Source organism: Phenylobacterium sp. (genome assembly GCF_036677185.1).
Taxonomy (GTDB): Bacteria; Pseudomonadota; Alphaproteobacteria; order Caulobacterales; family Caulobacteraceae; genus Phenylobacterium.
Map to the genome: position 1 here is coordinate 34,246 of NZ_JAKFEN010000010.1, position 17,229 is coordinate 51,474.

The 17,229-nt window shown below is 66.6% G+C and carries 37 protein-coding genes; 17 read left to right on the forward strand and 20 right to left on the reverse strand.

Going from position 1 to position 17,229, the window contains the following annotated elements; all coding sequences use genetic code 11:
• Positions 1-24: 24 nt before the first annotated feature.
• The gene (locus V6M51_RS01290; protein ID WP_332763951.1) at positions 25-633 is read right to left on the reverse strand and encodes a GIY-YIG nuclease family protein; all 609 of its coding nucleotides are present in this window, start codon (positions 631-633) and stop codon (positions 25-27) included.
• Between the two features lie 84 nt (positions 634-717).
• Between V6M51_RS01290 and V6M51_RS01295 the strand changes: the two genes are divergently transcribed.
• Entirely contained in the window at positions 718-951 is a 234-nt protein-coding gene (locus V6M51_RS01295) for a hypothetical protein (RefSeq protein WP_332763953.1), read from the forward strand.
• Here V6M51_RS01295 and V6M51_RS01300 read toward each other — a convergent pair.
• The 18 genes from V6M51_RS01300 to V6M51_RS01385 form a co-directional block, all read right to left on the reverse strand.
• Entirely contained in the window at positions 948-1,082 is a 135-nt protein-coding gene (locus V6M51_RS01300; protein WP_332763955.1) for a hypothetical protein, read from the reverse strand. The two genes, V6M51_RS01295 and V6M51_RS01300, sit on opposite strands and share 4 nt — an antisense overlap.
• Positions 1,083-1,358: 276 nt before the next feature.
• Positions 1,359-2,042 (reverse strand): hypothetical protein, encoded by a 684-nt coding sequence (locus V6M51_RS01305; RefSeq protein WP_332763957.1) that lies wholly within the window; start codon positions 2,040-2,042, stop codon positions 1,359-1,361.
• Positions 2,039-2,290, reverse strand: coding sequence for a hypothetical protein (locus V6M51_RS01310; RefSeq protein ID WP_332763959.1), 252 nt, complete (start codon positions 2,288-2,290; stop codon positions 2,039-2,041). Before V6M51_RS01310 ends, V6M51_RS01305 begins: the two co-directional genes overlap by 4 nt.
• On the reverse strand, positions 2,287-2,466 hold the full coding sequence (locus V6M51_RS01315) for a hypothetical protein (protein ID WP_332763961.1): 180 nt from the start codon (positions 2,464-2,466) through the stop codon (positions 2,287-2,289). The genes V6M51_RS01310 and V6M51_RS01315 overlap by 4 nt, the downstream gene beginning before the upstream one ends.
• A complete protein-coding gene (locus tag V6M51_RS01320) occupies positions 2,463-2,885 on the reverse strand; it encodes a thermonuclease family protein (protein WP_332763963.1) in 423 nt (140 codons plus the stop codon). Before V6M51_RS01320 ends, V6M51_RS01315 begins: the two co-directional genes overlap by 4 nt.
• On the reverse strand, positions 2,882-3,157 hold the full coding sequence (locus tag V6M51_RS01325; RefSeq protein ID WP_332763965.1) for a hypothetical protein: 276 nt from the start codon (positions 3,155-3,157) through the stop codon (positions 2,882-2,884). The genes V6M51_RS01320 and V6M51_RS01325 overlap by 4 nt, the downstream gene beginning before the upstream one ends.
• A 169-nt stretch (positions 3,158-3,326) precedes the next feature.
• Positions 3,327-3,935, reverse strand: a complete 609-nt coding sequence (locus V6M51_RS01330) for a hypothetical protein (RefSeq protein WP_332763967.1) — start codon at positions 3,933-3,935, stop codon at positions 3,327-3,329.
• Complete coding sequence (locus tag V6M51_RS01335; RefSeq protein ID WP_332763969.1) at positions 3,932-5,413, reverse strand: bifunctional DNA primase/helicase; 1,482 nt, start codon at positions 5,411-5,413, stop codon at positions 3,932-3,934. Before V6M51_RS01335 ends, V6M51_RS01330 begins: the two co-directional genes overlap by 4 nt.
• A 192-nt stretch (positions 5,414-5,605) precedes the next feature.
• Entirely contained in the window at positions 5,606-6,397 is a 792-nt protein-coding gene (locus V6M51_RS01340) for a hypothetical protein (protein WP_332763971.1), read from the reverse strand.
• A gap of 43 nt (positions 6,398-6,440) precedes the next feature.
• Complete coding sequence (locus tag V6M51_RS01345) at positions 6,441-7,040, reverse strand: HNH endonuclease signature motif containing protein (RefSeq protein WP_332763973.1); 600 nt, start codon at positions 7,038-7,040, stop codon at positions 6,441-6,443.
• Complete coding sequence (locus tag V6M51_RS01350; RefSeq protein WP_332763975.1) at positions 7,037-8,329, reverse strand: DNA-methyltransferase; 1,293 nt, start codon at positions 8,327-8,329, stop codon at positions 7,037-7,039. The genes V6M51_RS01345 and V6M51_RS01350 overlap by 4 nt, the downstream gene beginning before the upstream one ends.
• Positions 8,330-8,384: 55 nt before the next feature.
• Positions 8,385-8,588 (reverse strand): hypothetical protein, encoded by a 204-nt coding sequence (locus V6M51_RS01355; RefSeq protein ID WP_332763977.1) that lies wholly within the window; start codon positions 8,586-8,588, stop codon positions 8,385-8,387.
• Positions 8,585-8,857, reverse strand: coding sequence for a helix-turn-helix domain-containing protein (locus V6M51_RS01360; protein WP_332763979.1), 273 nt, complete (start codon positions 8,855-8,857; stop codon positions 8,585-8,587). Before V6M51_RS01360 ends, V6M51_RS01355 begins: the two co-directional genes overlap by 4 nt.
• Complete coding sequence (locus V6M51_RS01365; RefSeq protein WP_332763981.1) at positions 8,854-9,030, reverse strand: hypothetical protein; 177 nt, start codon at positions 9,028-9,030, stop codon at positions 8,854-8,856. The genes V6M51_RS01360 and V6M51_RS01365 overlap by 4 nt, the downstream gene beginning before the upstream one ends.
• Positions 9,027-9,254 carry a hypothetical protein gene (locus V6M51_RS01370; protein ID WP_332763983.1) on the reverse strand — a complete coding sequence of 76 codons (228 nt, stop codon included), beginning with the start codon at positions 9,252-9,254 and terminating at the stop codon, positions 9,027-9,029. The genes V6M51_RS01365 and V6M51_RS01370 overlap by 4 nt, the downstream gene beginning before the upstream one ends.
• The gene (locus tag V6M51_RS01375; protein ID WP_332763985.1) at positions 9,251-9,457 is read right to left on the reverse strand and encodes a hypothetical protein; all 207 of its coding nucleotides are present in this window, start codon (positions 9,455-9,457) and stop codon (positions 9,251-9,253) included. The genes V6M51_RS01370 and V6M51_RS01375 overlap by 4 nt, the downstream gene beginning before the upstream one ends.
• Entirely contained in the window at positions 9,454-9,732 is a 279-nt protein-coding gene (locus V6M51_RS01380; RefSeq protein ID WP_332763987.1) for a hypothetical protein, read from the reverse strand. The genes V6M51_RS01375 and V6M51_RS01380 overlap by 4 nt, the downstream gene beginning before the upstream one ends.
• Before the next feature lie 58 nt (positions 9,733-9,790).
• Positions 9,791-10,189 (reverse strand): hypothetical protein, encoded by a 399-nt coding sequence (locus tag V6M51_RS01385; RefSeq protein ID WP_332763989.1) that lies wholly within the window; start codon positions 10,187-10,189, stop codon positions 9,791-9,793.
• Positions 10,190-10,851: 662 nt separating this feature from the next.
• Between V6M51_RS01385 and V6M51_RS01390 the strand changes: the two genes are divergently transcribed.
• Positions 10,852-11,151, forward strand: coding sequence for a hypothetical protein (locus V6M51_RS01390; RefSeq protein ID WP_332763991.1), 300 nt, complete (start codon positions 10,852-10,854; stop codon positions 11,149-11,151).
• 1 nt (position 11,152) lies between these two features.
• Here the strand turns inward: V6M51_RS01390 and V6M51_RS23820 are convergent, their stop codons facing one another.
• Positions 11,153-11,353, reverse strand: a complete 201-nt coding sequence (locus tag V6M51_RS23820; protein WP_442957831.1) for a carph-isopro domain-containing protein — start codon at positions 11,351-11,353, stop codon at positions 11,153-11,155.
• Positions 11,354-11,436: 83 nt separating this feature from the next.
• Here V6M51_RS23820 and V6M51_RS01395 point away from each other — a divergent pair, with 83 nt between their 5' ends.
• The 15 genes from V6M51_RS01395 to V6M51_RS01465 all read left to right on the forward strand — a co-directional run bounded on the left by V6M51_RS01395 (position 11,437) and on the right by V6M51_RS01465 (position 17,190).
• Positions 11,437-12,018: a helix-turn-helix transcriptional regulator gene (locus tag V6M51_RS01395; RefSeq protein WP_332763993.1), complete on the forward strand. Its 582-nt coding sequence runs from the start codon at positions 11,437-11,439 to the stop codon at positions 12,016-12,018.
• Positions 12,019-12,137: 119 nt separating this feature from the next.
• Positions 12,138-12,635: a hypothetical protein gene (locus V6M51_RS01400; protein WP_332763995.1), complete on the forward strand. Its 498-nt coding sequence runs from the start codon at positions 12,138-12,140 to the stop codon at positions 12,633-12,635.
• A 7-nt stretch (positions 12,636-12,642) separates the two neighbouring features.
• Entirely contained in the window at positions 12,643-13,413 is a 771-nt protein-coding gene (locus V6M51_RS01405) for a methyltransferase (RefSeq protein ID WP_332763996.1), read from the forward strand.
• A 145-nt stretch (positions 13,414-13,558) separates the two neighbouring features.
• Positions 13,559-14,002 carry a hypothetical protein gene (locus V6M51_RS01410; RefSeq protein WP_332763997.1) on the forward strand — a complete coding sequence of 148 codons (444 nt, stop codon included), beginning with the start codon at positions 13,559-13,561 and terminating at the stop codon, positions 14,000-14,002.
• 22 nt (positions 14,003-14,024) lie between these two features.
• Complete coding sequence (locus tag V6M51_RS01415) at positions 14,025-14,330, forward strand: hypothetical protein (RefSeq protein ID WP_332763998.1); 306 nt, start codon at positions 14,025-14,027, stop codon at positions 14,328-14,330.
• Positions 14,327-14,785, forward strand: coding sequence for a hypothetical protein (locus V6M51_RS01420; protein WP_332763999.1), 459 nt, complete (start codon positions 14,327-14,329; stop codon positions 14,783-14,785). The genes V6M51_RS01415 and V6M51_RS01420 overlap by 4 nt, the downstream gene beginning before the upstream one ends.
• A complete protein-coding gene (locus V6M51_RS01425) occupies positions 14,785-14,958 on the forward strand; it encodes a hypothetical protein (protein ID WP_332764001.1) in 174 nt (57 codons plus the stop codon). The genes V6M51_RS01420 and V6M51_RS01425 overlap by 1 nt, the downstream gene beginning before the upstream one ends.
• Entirely contained in the window at positions 14,955-15,245 is a 291-nt protein-coding gene (locus tag V6M51_RS01430; protein WP_332764002.1) for a hypothetical protein, read from the forward strand. The genes V6M51_RS01425 and V6M51_RS01430 overlap by 4 nt, the downstream gene beginning before the upstream one ends.
• Positions 15,242-15,433, forward strand: coding sequence for a hypothetical protein (locus tag V6M51_RS01435; protein ID WP_332764004.1), 192 nt, complete (start codon positions 15,242-15,244; stop codon positions 15,431-15,433). Before V6M51_RS01430 ends, V6M51_RS01435 begins: the two co-directional genes overlap by 4 nt.
• Positions 15,434-15,515: 82 nt before the next feature.
• Positions 15,516-15,758 carry a hypothetical protein gene (locus tag V6M51_RS01440; RefSeq protein WP_332764007.1) on the forward strand — a complete coding sequence of 81 codons (243 nt, stop codon included), beginning with the start codon at positions 15,516-15,518 and terminating at the stop codon, positions 15,756-15,758.
• Positions 15,758-16,354 (forward strand): DUF3850 domain-containing protein, encoded by a 597-nt coding sequence (locus tag V6M51_RS01445; protein WP_332764008.1) that lies wholly within the window; start codon positions 15,758-15,760, stop codon positions 16,352-16,354. Before V6M51_RS01440 ends, V6M51_RS01445 begins: the two co-directional genes overlap by 1 nt.
• On the forward strand, positions 16,351-16,662 hold the full coding sequence (locus V6M51_RS01450; protein ID WP_332764010.1) for a hypothetical protein: 312 nt from the start codon (positions 16,351-16,353) through the stop codon (positions 16,660-16,662). Before V6M51_RS01445 ends, V6M51_RS01450 begins: the two co-directional genes overlap by 4 nt.
• Positions 16,659-16,844, forward strand: a complete 186-nt coding sequence (locus V6M51_RS01455) for a hypothetical protein (protein ID WP_332764012.1) — start codon at positions 16,659-16,661, stop codon at positions 16,842-16,844. The genes V6M51_RS01450 and V6M51_RS01455 overlap by 4 nt, the downstream gene beginning before the upstream one ends.
• Entirely contained in the window at positions 16,841-16,996 is a 156-nt protein-coding gene (locus V6M51_RS01460) for a hypothetical protein (protein ID WP_332764013.1), read from the forward strand. Before V6M51_RS01455 ends, V6M51_RS01460 begins: the two co-directional genes overlap by 4 nt.
• Positions 16,993-17,190, forward strand: a complete 198-nt coding sequence (locus V6M51_RS01465; protein ID WP_332764015.1) for a hypothetical protein — start codon at positions 16,993-16,995, stop codon at positions 17,188-17,190. Before V6M51_RS01460 ends, V6M51_RS01465 begins: the two co-directional genes overlap by 4 nt.
• The last annotated feature ends 39 nt before the right edge of the window (positions 17,191-17,229 follow it).

The window sequence follows — 17,229 nt, forward strand, 5'->3', positions numbered from 1 at the left end:
TTCGCTGACGGGGTGTCGGGATCGTCAGGCCCTGGCTTGCTGTGGGGCGCCATAGCGTCCTCCTGCAAGTCGGCCGTAGCCGCCGATGGGCTCTCCAGCCTCGTCCTCTGCGCGATCCGGCAAATCCCGGAAGACCCCGAAGAGCGTGGGGTTCTCCGCAGCCGCTGCGCGGAGCCTTGCCCGCGTGGCGTTTCTTACCAGTCCGTCGCGGACCAGTCTCGACAGGTCGCGCTTAAGGCTCCAGATGCGCCGGAACATGTCGTCGCCGCGGATCTTCTCCGCCAATCGGCGTCCGTTGGCGCTGCGCGCTGCTGGCGAGCAATTGGGCTGATTGCCGCCGTCGGCCAGGTTCAGTAGTCGGTATCCGAGCGCGCGGCCCCATGCGATCAGCCTGCGCTCTTCGTCCTGCCACGCGCTTTCGTCGCATGTCGTCAGGACCACGCAGGACGGAAGTGTTCCCCCAGCCCGCAGACTGGCGATCCAGTCGTACAGAGGGCTGCGGCGGCGGCACTCCCTAAGGTGGCCTTTGAAGCGCTGGGCGGCGTTGTTGGCCTTGCCGATGTAGCGAATTTCGCCGGCGGCGTCGGTCAGGCCGTAGATTTCGACGCGCCGGGTCTCGGTGCTATCGGTCATGGATCGCTCCTGCCAGACCTTGCGGCTTCCTGGCTTTCGGATCGGAGGTTGTAGCCGCGTACACACACGTGTATCTCTGTGTGTATGAAGCCGTTCAATATCAAGCTGTCCGACGAACACCGAGTGAAGCTGGAAGCCTACCGGGCCAGTCGAGGCCTTCGATCTGAGGCCGACGCGGTTCGCGACCTGATCGAGCGCAGCGCGGCGACCAGCCTTGGTCTCACAACCATCGGGACGCCGCCCATGGCGAGGGCGGAAGCGGTTGAGAGCGGCAAGCCGTTCAAGTCCCGCCTCAAGGGCGACTGGAAAGCCCCCTAGGTCTCTCGTGTCAGGTAGGGCGTGAACCAGGCCATGGTCTTTCGACGGGCTTCGACGGATCGAAGGGCCTCGGCGATCATGCCGAGAATGATCGGCTTGGTGATGGCCTTGGGGCGAGGCTTCGTGGCCATCAAGGGACACCTCGCCGTCTATGGTTTCGCGCCGCAGCCTCAGTGCGCAGGGTTACTGGCTAAGCCCGGCTGTCGGCCCTTGGGCCTGCTGGCTTGCCTTGCTGAGGTTGAGCGACGTGGCTGGGCGCGATTGGTCGCCGCTGCTCGTCAGAGCGCCCGGTGGGTTGCGGCTGAAATGGAACTTTGCGCGGGCCCGGGGGGTTGTCGAACCCCTCCGGCGCAATCGCGCTGATGCCGTATTTGCACGGTTACGCTTTTCCGTCAACTAACAGGGGGTTAACGCGCGTCTGTTTTTGTGGCCGAAGAGAAGCGATCAGCGACTGCAAGGGCGCGCTTCAAGGCCGCGACGTGGCGATCAAAAGCGTCCCGCAGCCCGAACGCGCTGAGCGGGATGTTTCGGCCGATCACGGCGCGGAACATCTGGAGCGAGGCGGGTTCATCTCGGCAGTCGACGGCGATAGCGCGTTCGATCATCGGTACGCGCTGCGTGGCTTTCGCGCGCTGGAGCCTAGCGTGGACGAATTGGGCGTTGTCGTGGTCTGCGCGGCCGGCGTCCCCATAGTTCATCGCTCCCAGGTCTTCGGACTGGCGCTCGTAGAGTTCTCGGCAGGCGTGGCCGATGTCGAACTCGTCTAGGGTCAGCCGGCCTGCGCGCAGAAGCGACAGCAGGGCGTCACGGTTGTGCGCCCGAATCTGGCCCGACCGTCCACGGTCCACGTCCTCTCCCCGGCCTTCAGCGAGCGCGATGGTCTCCAGGGCCGAAGCTGCGAGCCAGGCTTGGTCGCGGCGGGCGCGCAGGTTCCCCTCCATCCGGGCGAGCTCTTCAGCCGCGGCTTTCCGCTGGTCCCCGGTCAGCCGCTTGTTCCCGGCCCTGGCCAGAAGGCGGTTCAGGCGCTGCTCCTCGTCGGGGGAGAGACCACGCTCGGCGTCGGGCAGCTCGATCTTGAGTTCGGCGGTCATTCGACAGGCTCTCCACGCTCGAAACAGGGACAGGTGGCGCAGTCAGCCGCCCGCATGAGATGGCCGGCGAGGGCGTTGCGCTGGAGCCAGGGCGGGGTGTCGGTCAGCTTTTCGGCCGAGGCCGGGTGGAACTGAGCCCAGGCGCAGAGGTCGCGCGGCGGGTCGGTGACGCGCTCGTGTTGGCCGCCCGGATGAACGACATAGGCCTCTGTCGAGGCGGTGGCGTAGCGGCAGAAGACCTGGGTCACCGGCCCGAACCCTTCGTCTTCGGCGGCAGGTGGAAGCCGATGGGCCGCGGCTTGGGCCTGACGCGGATTCTGGCGGCCTTGTCGCCGAACACCCGGCCGCTGTCGTCGGTCAGGGTGTGGCAGGAGCCCTGCCCAAGGATCACGGGGAAGTCGGACCAGTCGTCGTCCATGCTCATCGCCCGATCCCCGCGTAATGGCCCCGGCTGAACTTCGGCCAATCCACCGCCTGCCCGCGGCGCACCATCTCTCCGGCGACGTCCATGTCCCCGACGAAGCACTGAGCCACGACACGCTCATACGATCGGCCCCGGGCGATGCAGATCACGGTCTGACCTTTGGTGATCTCGGCCAAGGCGCGGGTTGCAGCGGGTCCGCCAGGGTCGGCCCGTTCCGGCGCCTGGATTCCCCAGAGCCGGACCCGCTCGCCGGCGCAGACCATCGTGTCACCGTCGATCAGGCCCGGGCTCTCGCACACGATCAGCCGGGGTTCCGCACGGGCCGGGGCCGCCAGCAGATACCCAGCAAGGGCGACGGCCGCGACGAGACCGCAGAACCCCGCAACGGCGAGGATGAGGTAGGTGGTGAAGCGGATCATCGGTCGTCCTCAGAGAGTTCCGAGGCGTGAAGCGCGGCGAGGATATTCGGGTACTTGGCGGTCACCTCGTCGTGCAGCGCCTCTATCGGCAGCTCCGTATCGGCTTCGTCCATGGTGCAGGGGATGCGGGTGAACGGCATCGAGTAGGATCGAACGGCGATGGTTGCGGGCTCCAGAACCTCCCAGACGTCGCCCTCAAGCTCGCGCTCGATGAAGCGGCACTGCTGGCCGTTGATGACGCGGATTTCGCCGGGCTTCGGGCAGTCGGTCATGCTACTCTCACGGTTTCGGAGGGGGCGGGAGAGCCTTCGCGCTCAAGGGCTTGGTCCGCATCCAGAAGCGAGGCCGCGGCGTCCCTGAGGTGTCGTGCGCCAGCGGATCGCTTGGGCAGTTGTTCCGCCGCATTGATCAGGCCGTCGGCAAGGGCTCGCCAGATCGGGATCATGCTCGACGCTCCCATCCGGCCCGCGCGCCGCGCTCGCCGTGTTCGAACCGGGAAAAGCCGGCCTCGTTGAGTTGACGGTCGCAGTCCCGGCAGCCGCCCTCAACGGCGCGGTCGATGAGGGAAATCTCCCAATGCCCGCCTCTCCCGTAGCGGATGCCGGCGGGGGTTCGAAAGGCCAGGTCATCGCCTCGCAGCAGGAACCGGCACTCGCCAGCGTGCAGGTGAGCATCCACGTTCTCGAGCGGCAGGGTGATCGCGACACCGCCGTGGAACAGGGGCTTCGGTCGCAGGACCAGCATGTTATCGACAGCGCTGGGCGCCCCAGCCGCCACGATCACGAAGTGACCGCTCATCGCGCACAGCTCGGCGTATTTCGAGAGACCGCCGACAGCGTCCCAACTGCCCTTGACCTCGAACCACACCTCCTGCGTTGGAAGCCAGAAGTCCGGCAGATAGCGCCCGCTGGGCAGGTCAACGCCCTGCACTTCGTACTCGTAGGGGACCTTCACCAGATCGAAGAACACGGCCCATTTTGCCTCTGTTCGTGAACGGTAGCGGTTGCCTTTGTAGATCGTCTCGACGGCTGGAATGTTGGGGGCGGTCATGCTGCGCGCTCCACTTCGATGAAGCGCCGCTCGTCCTTGGAGTAGGACATGCGAACCTCACCAGGCACGCCGATGGTCTCGTGGTAGCGGGACTTCTGGACCTTGATGATCGTGTGGTCTTCGTTCTCCCGGTGGACGATCACGCCCAGGTCGCACTTGTTGTACCAGTTGGCGCTTCCCGAGATGTCGTAGAGGGTCGGCATCTTGTAGTTGCCCTCCCCGTCCTTGGTGCTCTTGGTCGGGTGGGCGACGACGGTTATGTGGACGCGGAAAGCCTTGGCGAAGCGTTTCAGGGCGCGGATGGCGCGGCCGATGTACTCGGTCTCGGTTTCCGACTGCCGGCGGCTGTGTTCGATCTCGTTCCAGGGGTCGAGAACGATGATGCTGACGTGGTGGCGGACGACTGCGATCTCCATCCGCTCCAGCAGCCATTCGAGGGTCGCGTCCTCGTCTTCGCTCGGCACGATGAAAACGTGGGCCGCGTCGATCCACTTGTCGGCGACGTGGAGTTCGTTGTGGTCCTGGTTGTGCTCGGGCCGGCCGTTCAGCCAGGCACGGAGGGCGCGGCGGTGATCGCGCTGCGGCTCCTGCTCGAACGACGCCCATGCGATCTTCAGGCCGTTGTCGTAGGCGATCCCGCACATCAGGTCGTTGACGAAGGTGGTCTTCCCGAACCCCGGCGTCCCGGTGACGACGGAGAAGTCCCCGAGCCGGACCTTGAGGTTGGCCCGCAGCAGCTCATGGCGCGGCTCATAGATCGCCATTGTCGGGAGCGGCGGAAGCTCGCTCATCTTGAACACGCCGGGGACCGCCAGCCATTGGGCGCGCGCGATGGTTTCGACCACACCCTTCGGGCCGTAGTCCTCCAGAACCTCGTTCAGATCCTTGCAGCGCTCCCGGCCGCGGTCCTTCCGCGACTTCGGGTAGGTCAGGAACTTACAGCGGTAGCGGCCGAAGATCACCGACAGGTCCTGCAGCATCGCCGCGCCGTTGGCGTCGCCGTCCGAGGCGATGATGATCTCGGGAACCTGCTCCTTGTGGAACAGCGCGATCTGGTCGAACACCCAATCGTATTTCTTGGCGGCCTCGAGGTCTTCCATCGACCGATCGCCGGGGGCCGGGGCGCCATCGGGAACGCTGATGGTCTTCTCGAAGCCGGACTGGATCGCCGCGACTGCGTCGAACTCGCCCTCGGTGATGATCAGGGGCTTGCCGAACAGGGACTGGTTGCGCAGGCAGTCCTCATTGAAGGCCAGCTTCAAGCCACCGGGATCCTGGGACCACTTCGGGCCCTTGCCGCCCTCGATGATGTCGAAGCGCCGGTACTTGCGGCGCACGACGTCGCCGTTCCGCGTGAAGGGGATCACCAAGGCCTCACCATCCCCGCGCCTGGCGCTGCTGAACCCGAGGCGGCTGGCCAGCTCGATGTCGATCCCGCGCGCTTCGAGGACGGAAAGCATCCCTTCGCTGATCGTCATCGGTGTAGGTCCCTTTGAAATCGCAGTGAAAACAGAAGGCCTTGACGGCCTCTGACGTGATCGTGACGTGCAGGCAGGGGTCTTTTTTCTTGCGGCGGTTGGGCGAGCACGACGGGCACGGCGTGCGGTAGTCGGCCATGTGCGGGCGGACCTCGATGCCGACCTCGCGGGCCTTCTGTTCCTTGCTGGCCATCAGACGAAGCCCACGCGTTTCGGTTCGACGTGTTCGCCGCGGCGTTTGGCGATGCCGTCGGCGGCGCGTGTGAGATAGGCCTGCGGATCGCCGGTCTTGTTCGCCAGGGCGCCGGTCACCGCCGGCAGCAGGTCTTTCGCGACGAGCCCTGGCCGATCCTTCAGCAGCTTGCCAATGAAGCCGCGGGCGGCGCTCTCGCTGGCCCTGCCCTGCGACCTGAGCAGTTTCACGCCCATTTCCCAGGTCGCCTTGTCGGGATCGAAGCCCGGCTCGGCGTCATCGACGCCCGAAGATTCATCTTCGGAACCTTGAGAAGACGGAGATGAAGAAGAAGGGGGGGGTTCTAAGGGGGGTTTATTATCCCCCCTTGTTTCGGTGTCTGCCCCCCCCTCCACCTTCTTCGGGCGACCACCCTTGGCTCCGTGTTCGGCGCCCTTCGCGCCGTGGGCCGCACCGGCATGACCACCCAGCGCACGCGCCTCGCGGACCTGCTCGTCGCGCACCATGCGGCGGCTGAACACCAGGCCGTCCTCGGTGACCGAGAACACCTCGTGATCCGCCAGTTCGGCGAGCCAGCGCTTCACCGAGGCCGCCGGCTCTCCGACAAGCTTCGCCAGCTGCTCTGGCTTCATCGGCCGGCCGTGGGCCGTGAGGTGGCCGTAGGGCTCCCCCTCGTGCATCAGGCAGAGCATGTCGATCCACAGGCCGCGGGCCGCCATGGAGCAGAGCCGAAGGTCTGCGTCCCTGCGCCAGTCGGGCGGATAGAACTGGAAGGATGGCCGCTTGCTCATGCCACCGCCTTGACGTTGCGCAGGTCGAGGGTTCCGTCGGGCATTAGGCGGCCTCATCGAACAGAGGCGTGGGCGCGACTGGATCAGCGCCCTTGGGATGATAGCTCTCAGGGTTGTCGGCGGTGACATGCGCCCAGCAAACCCCTGACCTGATCTTGTCGATCTGGCTCTTGGTGACCCCGAAGCGCTCCGCAATCATCCGGTGCGGCAACCGACCAAACAGCGCGCGAATCTCTAGGACCTGCTCTGCGGTCAGCTTGGCGGTGTTCACCGCTTCACCGCGCACCCGCCCTCGCCGCCCTTTTGAATCCATGTCGGCGACGTTGTCGGCTTGGGTGCCGAGGAAAAGATGATCTGGATTGACGCAGAGCGGGTTGTCGCAGCGGTGGCAAACAACCAGGCCCGCCGCGATGGGGCCTCGGTTCAGCATCCACGAGGCGCGGTGCGCGCTCATCCGGCGACCGAAGGCGTAGATCTGGCCGTATCGCCTAGAGCGACGCCCGCCGATCCAGTTCCAGCAGCCTGAGACCTTGTCGATCTCATAGGAGGCGAGGAGCCTCATCTCGAGCGGAACGCCTCGGAAGCCGGTCCGGGCCGAAGCGTTGATCGGCATCGGCTGGTTGCAGTGGGGACAGCGGTTCATGCGGCTTGGCCCCCGAATAGAGGGAGGTCGTCGTGGGTCAGGTCAGGGGCCTTCGCCATCTCTTGGGCGGTCAAGCGGCCTTCGCCTTGGGCCCACGCGATGCGGCGGCGGATGTCGGCGACGTATTCCGCCTCGCGCTCGATCAGGATGGCGTCGAAGCCCTCGGCGATGCAGGCGACACCAGTCGACCCGCTGCCAGCGAACGGGTCCAGGACTGTCCCCCCAGGCGGCGTGACTAGTCGGACCAGCCAGCGCATGAGGTCGGTTGGCTTAACGGTTGGATGCTTGGAGCCGAGGCGGTCTGTGGCGTCGGCCTTGGCGGTGTAGAAGAAGCGGGAGGCGGAGTCGGCGCGCGGCTCGCGCGGCGCGTGGTTTCCCGCAAGTCCGCTCAGAATGTAGCGCTCGCCTGTCGAGGGCTCGCGACCAGTGACCCGCCCCTGAGCCCCATCGCTCTCAGGAAACGCCGCGATCACCTCATCCGAGCCGTCATGGACGGCGTTGGCAGGCCAGCGGCCAGCAGGCGGGCTGTAGGCTCCAGGCTGGGCGCTTCTCGCCGCGCCGCCGGGGGCCATTGCTCGCGGCTGGCGGCCCTCGGTGTAGGCGCCGCCGTTCAAGTCGTCTGCCGTGCCGACCCGGCACCCGTCGATATTCAGCGCCCCGGTCCCGAAGGCTGCGAGGTTCTGCGCAATGGTCCCGATCATCGGCTTGCGGGCGAGGCAGATCGGTTCGAAGGCGGGCTTCAGCGCCGAACCCCAGCCCTCATGCGCGCCGGTCTGGTTGTGCGATTTCGGAAAGCCAGACCCAAAACACCAGGCGAGCATTCCGCCGATGCCGGCCTCTTCCACGACACGGGCGAAGGCGCCCTGCTGTTCGTCAGTGAGCGAGGCGAAGAAGGTCATCGCCAGGGTGTCCGACGCGATCAGGTCGAGGACGGTGTCTCGGATTTCGAAACCGGCATCCTCGATGGCGCAGACCTGTCGGTGTTGGGTGCGCGTGCCGGAGAAGGCGATCAGGTGGGCGCCGGGCTTCAGGACCCGCAGGACTTCAGCCCAGAACGCAGGATTGTGAGCTGCCTCACCAGTGTCCCAGCGCTTCCCCATAAATCCAGCGGCCGAGCGCTTGTAGACGCCCGTCTTCCCGGCCTTCACCGGCGCGGCGTTGTCGGCCCCGAAGCGCTTCAGCGTGGCGACCAAGGCGTAGGGCGCGTCAGTGCAGCAGGAGTCCACGCTTCCGTCTGGAATGCCCTTCAGCACCTCCCAGCTGTCGCCATGGTGGATCACAACGCTCACGCGGCCACCGCCCTACTCTCAGCCGGAGCCGGGAAATTGATGGATAGGAACCGGCTCATCCGATCCATCCTCTCGGCGCGCGGCCGGCTTCACGCTCACGGGCCGCCAAGGACCGCATCTCGCTCGACAGGACAGCCTGCAGCCGGTCGTACCCGACTGCGGCGCAGAGGAGGTCTAGGACGCCGCCGAGCCGGGCGCGGAGCATGTGGGTGCTCTCGGCGCGGGTGTAGGGGGTGTGAAGCAGTGGAGAGGCGGTCACGCCTGGAGCCTCGCCGCATGGCGCTCAAGGGCGTGTATGACGGTCGTGTGGTCGCGGTCGAAGAAGCGGCCGATAGCCGGGAGGCTCTGCGTGGTGGCCTGACGGATTTCGTGCATGGCCTCCTGACGCGCGACGACCAGCGGTCGGCGACGGCTCGGCGAGCGGAGGTCGTCCAGGGTCAAGCCGTGCTTCTCGGCGACTCGGAAGGCGATGGTCCGCATGGTGAGGCGCGGCGGAGGCGCAAGGTCGAAGAAGGGCTCGGCGCTCATGCCGCGTCCTTCCGCTGGCCAAGGCGGCGCCAAGCTTCGATGTCGGCGTTGGTCTTGGTGTCCTCGCCCAGCATGATCCGCTTGGCGCGCGCACCGCCGTATTGCTCGGCGAGGCGGTCGAAGGTGGCGAGTTCCCAGAAGCCGGGGTCGTTGCCGTTCTTGTAGCTGCTCATGCGCCGGCTCCCGAAAGATCGCGAGGCTGCGAGGCGCGCCCGACACGGCGCTTGCGCGGGCTGACCCCATGCCGGTCGTGGTGGCCACTCGGCGGGATCGGGCGGCCATGGGCCTTGACCACCATCCAGGCGTAGACCCGGGTGCAGCCGAGACGTTCGGCGATCTGGACGCGGCTGAAGCCTTGGGCGTCGAGTTCTAGGATGCGGGTGGCGAGGGGGCTCATCGCGCCCGCTCCGCTTCCGCCAGCTTGGCCTCTACCCTTTGACGTGTTTCAGGGGAGACAGAGGCCAGGAGGCCGTTGGTCACGGCTTTGCGGCGGGCGGCGCGGACATGCCCGACAACCTGCGTCGGAGCGGCCAGGGCGCAGGTGCGCTCGGCCCATTCCTTGGCGGTGAAGCGGCGGCCGAAGAAGGGGATGCGGATCATGCCGACACCCGTTCAGGCTCGGCAGGAATGGGCTGCATCAGCAGCTTGGTCAGCTCTCCACCAGGATAGATGGGCTTGAAATTCAGGCCGCAGAAGCCGATGGCGCCGTCGCTGTTGGCGTGGCCGCTGATCTTCAGCCCGAATGGCGATCCGCCGTGGCAAGGACACCAGGCCGGACCATCGACCACCTCATGCACGCGATAGACCGCGCCGATGGTCAGCGTTTTGCCGCTGATGCACTCGACGATGTCATCTGGACCTATCGGAGCGGCCATCGGCCCGCCCTCCCCTGTTCCATCCGCCCTTGCCCCCGCGGATGATGGGGGTGGGCGTCTAGGGCGCGGGATGCCGCGTCAGGTCTTCGGCGGGCCCCTGGCGAGGCCGAGCACGAACTTTCTCCAGGCGAGCGAGATAGCTTTGAGCATGGAGGAGATCGGCCCGCTTTCGTGCGAGCGCTTGGTCAAGGGCGGCGACCTCCAGTTCGAGGCGTGCGGCGGCCTCATCGGGGTGAAAGACAGCGTCGGTTAGATCCTTACCGAAGGCCAGCAGCAGGCCAAGCCAGTGCCGGGCGATAGGCCAATGCCCCTCGCGGATATTCTCGGCGGTGCGGACGTCGCAACCGATCCGGTCGGAGAGTTCTTTCGCCGAGCCCTGGCGCTTCACAAACGCGGCCAAGCGCTTCGACAAAATATGCGGGTCACGCCCCATGCTCTGCATCGTCACATCCGTCATGTTTCACCACGACGGATGGACGCGGGACGGGAGCCCGGGCAGAGATGGAGCGAGGACGCGAAGACGGGCTGGACGAGGACCTTGGACAGGTCAGAGAGATGATCGCGCACGGCGTATTGGCTGGCGCTTACCGACTGGCGGCGCGAGAAACGCCGACAATCGCAGGAGGATGGCTGCGCATGGCGGCCACTCACACGGCTCGGGCTGCAACCCTTGCCGACGAGATTTTCGAGGACGCGACTCTGGCTCAGATGGCCTTGACCGCGTCCTCGACTGATGGAGGCCTGCCCTCCGGTGGATGGGGTGAGGCGGCCGGCCGGGGCTCGTAGCCAGCCGCCTCTGCGCAGTGGGAAAGCTGCGCGCGTCGGCGGCACTGGAGAGCTCGCCGAACGTTGGGAATGGAAATCCAGGGGCCCGCTCCACACCCTGGCGCGGAGCGTCGTAAGGCGCGAAGCAAGCCCCGCGCGGCCACGGTCGGCAGCGCGGGGCGCATCCGTTCCCAGCACCGGGGGGGCGCACTGGGAGGTGGATTGGAATGTGTGAGCCCCCGACAGCATGGCTAGGCGCACGCCAGGGGGGCGGATTGCCGCAACTTACGGTTAAGCAGGCATTTAGAAACTTTCGTCAGGAACCATTCACCGGCGATGGCGTGTCGTGCGCCAATGTCCGAACCCCAGCACATCGCCGACCCGCCGGCGCCCAGCGAATTGCCCCCGCCGTCCGCCGAAATCGTGCTGCTGCGGGTGTTCGCGTCAGCATATCTGACCACCGTCTCACGCAAGAAGGGCGATGCCTTCCTGCGCGCCGCTGCCGAGATACTACGGGACGAAGAGAGCTTGGCGGCGGTGATGCCGATACGCGGAGCCTCGCAGGCCGCAGCCGTATCCAAGGCGCGTCGGGGAGCCATTGCGCTCTTTCGGGCGCTGACGCCGACGTTCCTGGGAAGGTTGGGGCCGAAGTAGGTCACGCGGCCTGCCCTTCGCTCGCCGCTTCGGCGAGTTCTCGGAGGCTGGCGACCTTAGCGCTTGCGACGACCGCCCATTGGGTCGGCGGGATCGCGCCGCGCCGCGCCCAGAACCTCACGCGGTCCTTGGGTAGTCCCAGCCGTTCCGCGAGGGCGCGATAGCCGCCCGCCGCTTCGATGATCTCTGTGTGGGTTCTCATGTTCAAAGAGAGTGCAGTACGCACTCGCGGTCGTCAATGGAAAAAGTGCCTCACGCACGCGCCCTTTGCGGCAGACTTCCGCAGTGAACCCCGACGAGAAAAAGAAGGCTGAGCAGAAGGCGCAAGGACGGCGGCTAAAGGCCGCTCGCGAACACCTTGGCCACCAGAAGGCGAAGCCGGCCGCTAAGTTCCACGGCTTCTCCGTCGATACCTACCCCCAGCACGAAAACGGCACGCGCTCGATCTCCCGCGCGGTCAAGCAATACGCTGAAGCTTTCGGCGTCGCCGAGGAATGGCTGCTTTACGGGCGCAACCCGCCGTCCTGGGCGACGTCGGACATCGAACACAGTGAAGAGGCGAGGCTTGGCGCTGCCGAGCATTTCCTGCGGCCCTGGCGGCTTTTCCGAGGTCTTACGGTAGCTGATCTCTCTGGATCGCTGGGCGTTCCTAGTGATGCCGTCGAAGATTGGGAAGACGGCAAGCGGGAGCTGTCCGACAAGTGGCTGCGCAAGATCGCCGACATAATGGACGCCACGCCCGGCGCGATCCTTGATGTAGATCCCGGCGCGGTGCCCCCCGCGCTGTTGGAAATGTGGATCGACCATGCGCGTCGCCAGCGCCAGGTACTCCAGGGCCTCAGCCTAGTCCGCAACACCGCCGCCTAACCAGGCGAGCCGTCGCTGACGCAGTTCGCGCGGGTTAATCGCGTGCGTCTTGCACTTTTATTGTTGACGCGCGCGAGTGCGTATCGCACACTCTGGTCATCACCTCACCGAGGCCAGACATGACCAGCACCTCATTCACCTTCGACGCCGCCCCCGCTGACCTCGCGCCCTACATCGCCCGTGAGCGCCAGCGCGACGAAACCAACGTCGTCGCCCTCAAGACCCGCGCGGCCCGTAACAGCGGTGTCAGCTTCGGCGGGATGCAGGACTATTCCGGCCCGCCGGAACCGCGCTCCGACGCTGAGATCGAGGAAGCCGCCCGCGCCCTGATGGCCAAGCAGCTCGCCTGGGCCGCATCGCCTCGCGGGCGCTACTACCGAGCGTGTCTGGACCTGCAGCGGGCCGGGTACGGGCCGACCGCTCAGCGGGCCATCGAGGCCTATGACCGCGGCTTTTCCAACGCTGCCAACCTTCCCTGCCCGCGTGAGATCAACTCGGCGATGAAGGACCTGCTCTCGGTCCCGCCGAACGACTGCGCTGCGGCTCACCCTGCTGCTGTGGCGTGTCTGGCTCTGGTCGCCATCGCGTTTGAAGCCACCCCTGCTGAGGCTGCGTAAGATGCGCTTGAACCAAGACGTTCTGGAGGTGCTTGACCGCGCCTCCACCGAAGGCCCCGCGCTGCGGCTCGTCGGCCAACTCGACCGCAAGCTCTACGAGGCCACGAACAAGGCCCTCGAGTTCGCGGGCGGCAAGTGGGACCGCAAGGCCAAGGCCCACCTGTTCCCGTTCGACGCCGACGACGTGCTCGATCCGATCCTGCTGACTGGCGTCGTCCCTGACCTGCGGGACAGGACCAAGCAGGACTTCCAGGCGTTCTTCACGCCCGAGGCCTTGGCGCCGGTCGTCATCGCCAAGGCCATGATCGAGCCCGGCATGTCGGTTCTGGAACCCAGCGCAGGCGAGGGCTCTCTGGCGCGGAAGGCGCGGGATGCCGGCGGCGACGTCCGATGCGTCGAAATCCATCCGTCGCTCTGTGAGGTGCTGCGCGAAACGGTCGACCCCGAAGCGGTCTGCGCCGACTTCCTGCGGACCGATGTGATCGAGCTGGGCGGCCCCTTTGACCGGGCCGTGATGAACCCGCCTTTCTCCAAGCAGCAGGACGCCCGCCATGTCCTGCACGCCGTGAAGATGCTGAAGCCGGGCGGCCGGCTGGTCTCGATCATGAGCGCGGCGGTCACCTACCGCGATACGCCGCTCTATCGGGAGGTTCGCGACCTGATCCTCAACAGCGGCGGCGCCTGCGAGGCGCTGCCGGACGGCTCCTTCAAGGAGTCGGGGACCGCCGTCAACACGGTGCTGGTGACGATCAACGCCACCCCGGTTGAGGCCGCCTGACCTCGGACCCCATCAACATCAAGCCCATGGGAAGACGCATGAACGAATGGATTGAAGACGCCGAAGGCAACCGCTGCTCGGTCGCCTATTTCGGCTCTGAGGAAGCGGCTCAGGCCGCGCTCGACAGCCTCCAGGATTGCCGAGATTGCGTCAACTGCTCGGACTGCTCGCGCTGCTCGGGCTGCTCGCGCTGCTCGCGCTGCTCGGACTGCTCGCGCTGCTCGGGCTGCTCGGGCTGCTCGGACTGCTCGGACTGCTCGGGCTGCTCGCGCTGCTCGGGCTGCTCGGGCTGCTCGGACTGCTCGGACTGCTCGGGCTGCTCGCGCTGCTCGGGCTGCTCGGACTGCTCGGACTGCTCGGACTGCTCGGACTGCTCGCGCTGCTCGCGCTGCTCGGGCTGCTCGGACTGCTCGGACTGCTCGGACTGCTCGCGCTGCTCGGGCTGCTCGGACTGCTCGCGCTGCTCGGGCTGCTCGGACTGCTCGGGCTGCTCGCGCTGCTCGCGCTGCTCGCGCTGCTCGGGCTGCTCGGACTGCTCGCGCTGCTCGCATGTCGCCTTCTTGTACAACAAGGAGGGCCTGCGAGGTGATCCAGAGTCTACACCGGGCTTCATGGGCTCGCCACCCATTCCCGCCATCCCCGACATTCACGCCCTGGTCTATGAGGCGGTCTCGCAGCCGAAGGCGCTGGACATGTCGTCCTGGCATACCTGCGATACAACGCACTGCCGCGCCGGGTGGGTCGTGACCTTGGCCGGGCCCGAAGGCAAGGCGCTGGAGGCGTTCCACAACACCGACCTCGCGGCGCGGCTGATCTACGAGGCCAGCGGCTACAAGATCAACCCCGCTCGCTTCCATGACAGCAACGAAGTGGCGATGGCCGACATGAAGCGTCTGGCTGGGCTCGCGGCGTCATGACCAAGGACTTCACCATCGCCGAGGCGCTGGACGCCTTCGACACCTTCGCCGCCAGCGTCGGGGCCAAAGCCGCCTGCAACGCCACTCTCGGCGCGCATCGTCGGGCAGGCCTGCTCGTTCACGCCTTTTTCCAGCCGCAGGGCAGCGGGATCAGCGCGCCTGGGTTCCTGATCTACGGGACCTCGTGGCGCGACCTCCTCGCCAACTGCGAAGCTAAGTGGGCCGAGTTCGCCGACACCCACTCTGCGAACCTGATCCGCGAAATGGCCCTGAGGATCATCGCCCTCACCGCCGACCAGGGCGAATGCACCGACGCCGCGCTCCGCGCGGAGTTCGACGCCGCCGACATCGCCCGGTACGGCGAGAGCGCCTGCGCCCAAGCGACCGAGATGGCCTCCAACGGCCCGTTCAGCATCGTGACGCTGAGCGGCGCCAATGACGCTGAGGCCGCGTGATGGACGCTTGCCCCAACTGCGGCTCGTACGACAGCGAGCAAGAGGGCGGCCGGTCTGAGGGCTTCCTCAAGATCACCTGCCTCAAGTGCTGCGACGTGCGGTTCCTCGAGAGCTACCGCCAGGAAGGCGAAGACCGCTGGGCGGACCCTCGCGACAGGGAGGACCGCTGGTGACCTCCCCCCTCGACTGGAACGGCAAGCTTCACGTCGTCAACGGATCGCCGCTGTCCACGCCCTACCCGCGCGACCGCTACTTTTGGGCGGTGACCGAGGATGGCGCCATGCGCGTCACGTTCTGGGAAGACAACCTCGCCTGGACGGGCGCCGTCGCCTTCCACACCGAACCCGACGAGTTCACCGCCGTCTATCAGGCCGACGAAATCCTCGGCTGGACTGACAGCCAGGAGGATGCCGAGGAAGCCGCCGTCCTGCTGGCGAAGCTGCTGGAGCGCGTGTCGTGATCTGCTTCCGCGACAAGACCTTCTGCGCCGCCGACTGCGCTACGGCGGACTGCCATCGCAAGCTGACCGATCAGGTGCGGGCCGACGCCCGACGCTGGTGGGGAAAGCCCGGCGCACCCATCGCGGTCGCCAACCTCGCGGCCAACTGCCCCGATCACACGCCAGTCGCGGAGGCCGCAGCCCAATGACCCTCGCCCGCGCCATCTTCGAAGCCGCCTTCATAGCCGCCGTCACCCTGGCTGCTGTTGCTCCTTTGGTCGAGATTCCCGCATGAATAGCTCGTCCCAGAGCCTTCCCGGCGCGGACGCCCAAACGCGCTCGCACGACCCGTCCAGCCTTCTGGAGGCGCTGAACCTCTCCGGCTTGCCCGACAACGCACGGCTGCTGGTGATGACCCAGAACCCGGCGCGCCACTACCACTGGAACAAGTCCATCGGCGGCTTCACGGCCGGTCAGGTGCGCGGCGCGCTGATGATCGCGGCCGGGCTCGCCAAGGCCAAGGGGACGGGCTGATGCCTCACAAGGTCCACATGCTTAAGACGTGGCCGGAACCCTTCGCGGCGATCCGAGCCCGCATGAAGCGGTTTGAGTTCCGCAAAGACGACCGGGATTACGAGGTCGGCGACACGCTCTGGCTGTCCGAGTTCGACCCGGCGACCGGAAGCATCACCGGCGAGAACGAAGTGGTGCTGGTGACCTACCTGCTGCGCGAGGGCTTCGGCATCCCGCCCGGCTATGTCGTCATGAGCATCGACCATGCCGATGGATCGGGGCTGCTGCAACGCCTCAAGCACGGCTCGGTCGTGTTCCTCGACGGGCGCAACGAGCACGGCTCGCACGTCCTGGCGTCGTTTCCGACCGACATCCCGGACCTAGACGATGACTTGGCCGAGCAGGCCGAGATGGTGCTGACGGCGGCTGAGGCCTTGGGCTTCGCGGTCGGTCAGCATGTCTGGGCGCGGTTCGTCAGGATCAACGATGGCGGCGGGTTCTATCACTGGGAGTTCGTGGAGATCGACGCCGACCTGACGCGCGAGTTCTTCCGGGCGTGGGGCTGGGATGGGCAAGAGGTCGCAACGCCCGCTCCTTTGGTGGGGATTCACGCATGACCGAAGATGAGGCCAAGGCGAAGTGGTGTCCGTTCGCGCGGGTCGTCTGCTACGACGATCAAGCGCCACCCGGCTACATTCCGCCTGCCAACCGCGCGGCTATCAAGGAGGCGGGCGAACTCAGTATCAACGAGAACCCCGAGCACGCCCGCTGCATCGCCTCTGCCTGCATGGCGTGGCGGACGCGTTCTCAATGGCGCTGGGCCGACATCGAGCCGCCTGCGTGGCATTCCGGCGGGGTGGACACGACCCAGCCTGTTGAGGTGCGGCTGGACGGCTACTGCGGCCTAGCGGGGTCAGTCCAATGACCTCGATCACCAACCAGCGGGCGCTTGCCCCCTTCCGCAAGGACCCCGCTGACCTTGTCCAGAACCTCCCCGCTCGCCGGGTGAGCCTGGGCTGGCTCGCCTACCACACCGCCGCCCTGACGAGCCTGTTCGGGTTCCTGGGGTTCGTTCTCTATGCCGGGCTGTGGAGCATGGGACGATGAAAGCTCCCATGCTCATCGGCGCTGCGATGTGGGGCGCGTTCGCCATCCTGCAGCTCACCCTGCCCGGCCACCCGTTCGATCTGACGTGGTTCGTCATCGACTGCGCCCTGTGCGCGGGCTTCGCAGTCGCAGCGACGTGGGTGTCGTCATGAACCCCTTCAGCTTCGCAGACGGCGAGTTCCGCTGGCGAGGCGCACCGTTCGGTTTCGACCACGCCGAGCGCCTGCTGGCCTCCCTGGAAGCTGACGCCGCCGAGCCTTCCTACCACCAAGCCCACGACCGCCGGATGGCCGCCTATCTGCGCCAGGCCCTCGCGGACGCTCAACCCGAAAGGCAAGCCGCATGAACCGCTCAGACAGCATCGCCAAGATCGCCCCCGCGCTGG

Bases quoted from the DNA above. Each gene is read 5' to 3' on its own strand.
- V6M51_RS01425 (WP_332764001.1), top strand. From the start codon at position 14,785: ATGGACGCTTGCCCCAACTGCGGCTCGTACGACAGCGAGCAAGAGGGC.
- V6M51_RS01340 (WP_332763971.1), bottom strand. From the start codon at position 6,397: ATGAGCAAGCGGCCATCCTTCCAGTTCTATCCGCCCGACTGGCGCAGG.
- V6M51_RS01315 (WP_332763961.1), bottom strand. From the start codon at position 2,466: ATGAGCATGGACGACGACTGGTCCGACTTCCCCGTGATCCTTGGGCAG.
- V6M51_RS01330 (WP_332763967.1), bottom strand. From the start codon at position 3,935: ATGACCGCCCCCAACATTCCAGCCGTCGAGACGATCTACAAAGGCAAC.
- V6M51_RS01375 (WP_332763985.1), bottom strand. From the start codon at position 9,457: ATGATCCGCATCCCCTTCTTCGGCCGCCGCTTCACCGCCAAGGAATGG.
- V6M51_RS01390 (WP_332763991.1), top strand. From the start codon at position 10,852: ATGTCCGAACCCCAGCACATCGCCGACCCGCCGGCGCCCAGCGAATTG.
- V6M51_RS01465 (WP_332764015.1), top strand. From the start codon at position 16,993: ATGAACCCCTTCAGCTTCGCAGACGGCGAGTTCCGCTGGCGAGGCGCA.
- V6M51_RS01380 (WP_332763987.1), bottom strand. From the start codon at position 9,732: ATGGCCGCTCCGATAGGTCCAGATGACATCGTCGAGTGCATCAGCGGC.
- V6M51_RS01455 (WP_332764012.1), top strand. From the start codon at position 16,659: ATGACCTCGATCACCAACCAGCGGGCGCTTGCCCCCTTCCGCAAGGAC.
- V6M51_RS01320 (WP_332763963.1), bottom strand. From the start codon at position 2,885: ATGATCCGCTTCACCACCTACCTCATCCTCGCCGTTGCGGGGTTCTGC.
- V6M51_RS01400 (WP_332763995.1), top strand. From the start codon at position 12,138: ATGACCAGCACCTCATTCACCTTCGACGCCGCCCCCGCTGACCTCGCG.
- V6M51_RS01290 (WP_332763951.1), bottom strand. From the start codon at position 633: ATGACCGATAGCACCGAGACCCGGCGCGTCGAAATCTACGGCCTGACC.
- V6M51_RS01305 (WP_332763957.1), bottom strand. From the start codon at position 2,042: ATGACCGCCGAACTCAAGATCGAGCTGCCCGACGCCGAGCGTGGTCTC.
- V6M51_RS23820 (WP_442957831.1), bottom strand. From the start codon at position 11,353: ATGAGAACCCACACAGAGATCATCGAAGCGGCGGGCGGCTATCGCGCC.
- V6M51_RS01385 (WP_332763989.1), bottom strand. From the start codon at position 10,189: ATGACGGATGTGACGATGCAGAGCATGGGGCGTGACCCGCATATTTTG.
- V6M51_RS01460 (WP_332764013.1), top strand. From the start codon at position 16,841: ATGAAAGCTCCCATGCTCATCGGCGCTGCGATGTGGGGCGCGTTCGCC.
- V6M51_RS01335 (WP_332763969.1), bottom strand. From the start codon at position 5,413: ATGACGATCAGCGAAGGGATGCTTTCCGTCCTCGAAGCGCGCGGGATC.
- V6M51_RS01360 (WP_332763979.1), bottom strand. From the start codon at position 8,857: ATGAGCGCCGAGCCCTTCTTCGACCTTGCGCCTCCGCCGCGCCTCACC.
- V6M51_RS01445 (WP_332764008.1), top strand. From the start codon at position 15,758: ATGCCTCACAAGGTCCACATGCTTAAGACGTGGCCGGAACCCTTCGCG.
- V6M51_RS01415 (WP_332763998.1), top strand. From the start codon at position 14,025: ATGGGCTCGCCACCCATTCCCGCCATCCCCGACATTCACGCCCTGGTC.
- V6M51_RS01325 (WP_332763965.1), bottom strand. From the start codon at position 3,157: ATGACCGACTGCCCGAAGCCCGGCGAAATCCGCGTCATCAACGGCCAG.
- V6M51_RS01450 (WP_332764010.1), top strand. From the start codon at position 16,351: ATGACCGAAGATGAGGCCAAGGCGAAGTGGTGTCCGTTCGCGCGGGTC.
- V6M51_RS01295 (WP_332763953.1), top strand. From the start codon at position 718: ATGAAGCCGTTCAATATCAAGCTGTCCGACGAACACCGAGTGAAGCTG.
- V6M51_RS01345 (WP_332763973.1), bottom strand. From the start codon at position 7,040: ATGAACCGCTGTCCCCACTGCAACCAGCCGATGCCGATCAACGCTTCG.
- V6M51_RS01370 (WP_332763983.1), bottom strand. From the start codon at position 9,254: ATGAGCCCCCTCGCCACCCGCATCCTAGAACTCGACGCCCAAGGCTTC.
- V6M51_RS01300 (WP_332763955.1), bottom strand. From the start codon at position 1,082: ATGGCCACGAAGCCTCGCCCCAAGGCCATCACCAAGCCGATCATTCTC.
- V6M51_RS01420 (WP_332763999.1), top strand. From the start codon at position 14,327: ATGACCAAGGACTTCACCATCGCCGAGGCGCTGGACGCCTTCGACACC.
- V6M51_RS01440 (WP_332764007.1), top strand. From the start codon at position 15,516: ATGAATAGCTCGTCCCAGAGCCTTCCCGGCGCGGACGCCCAAACGCGC.
- V6M51_RS01365 (WP_332763981.1), bottom strand. From the start codon at position 9,030: ATGAGCAGCTACAAGAACGGCAACGACCCCGGCTTCTGGGAACTCGCC.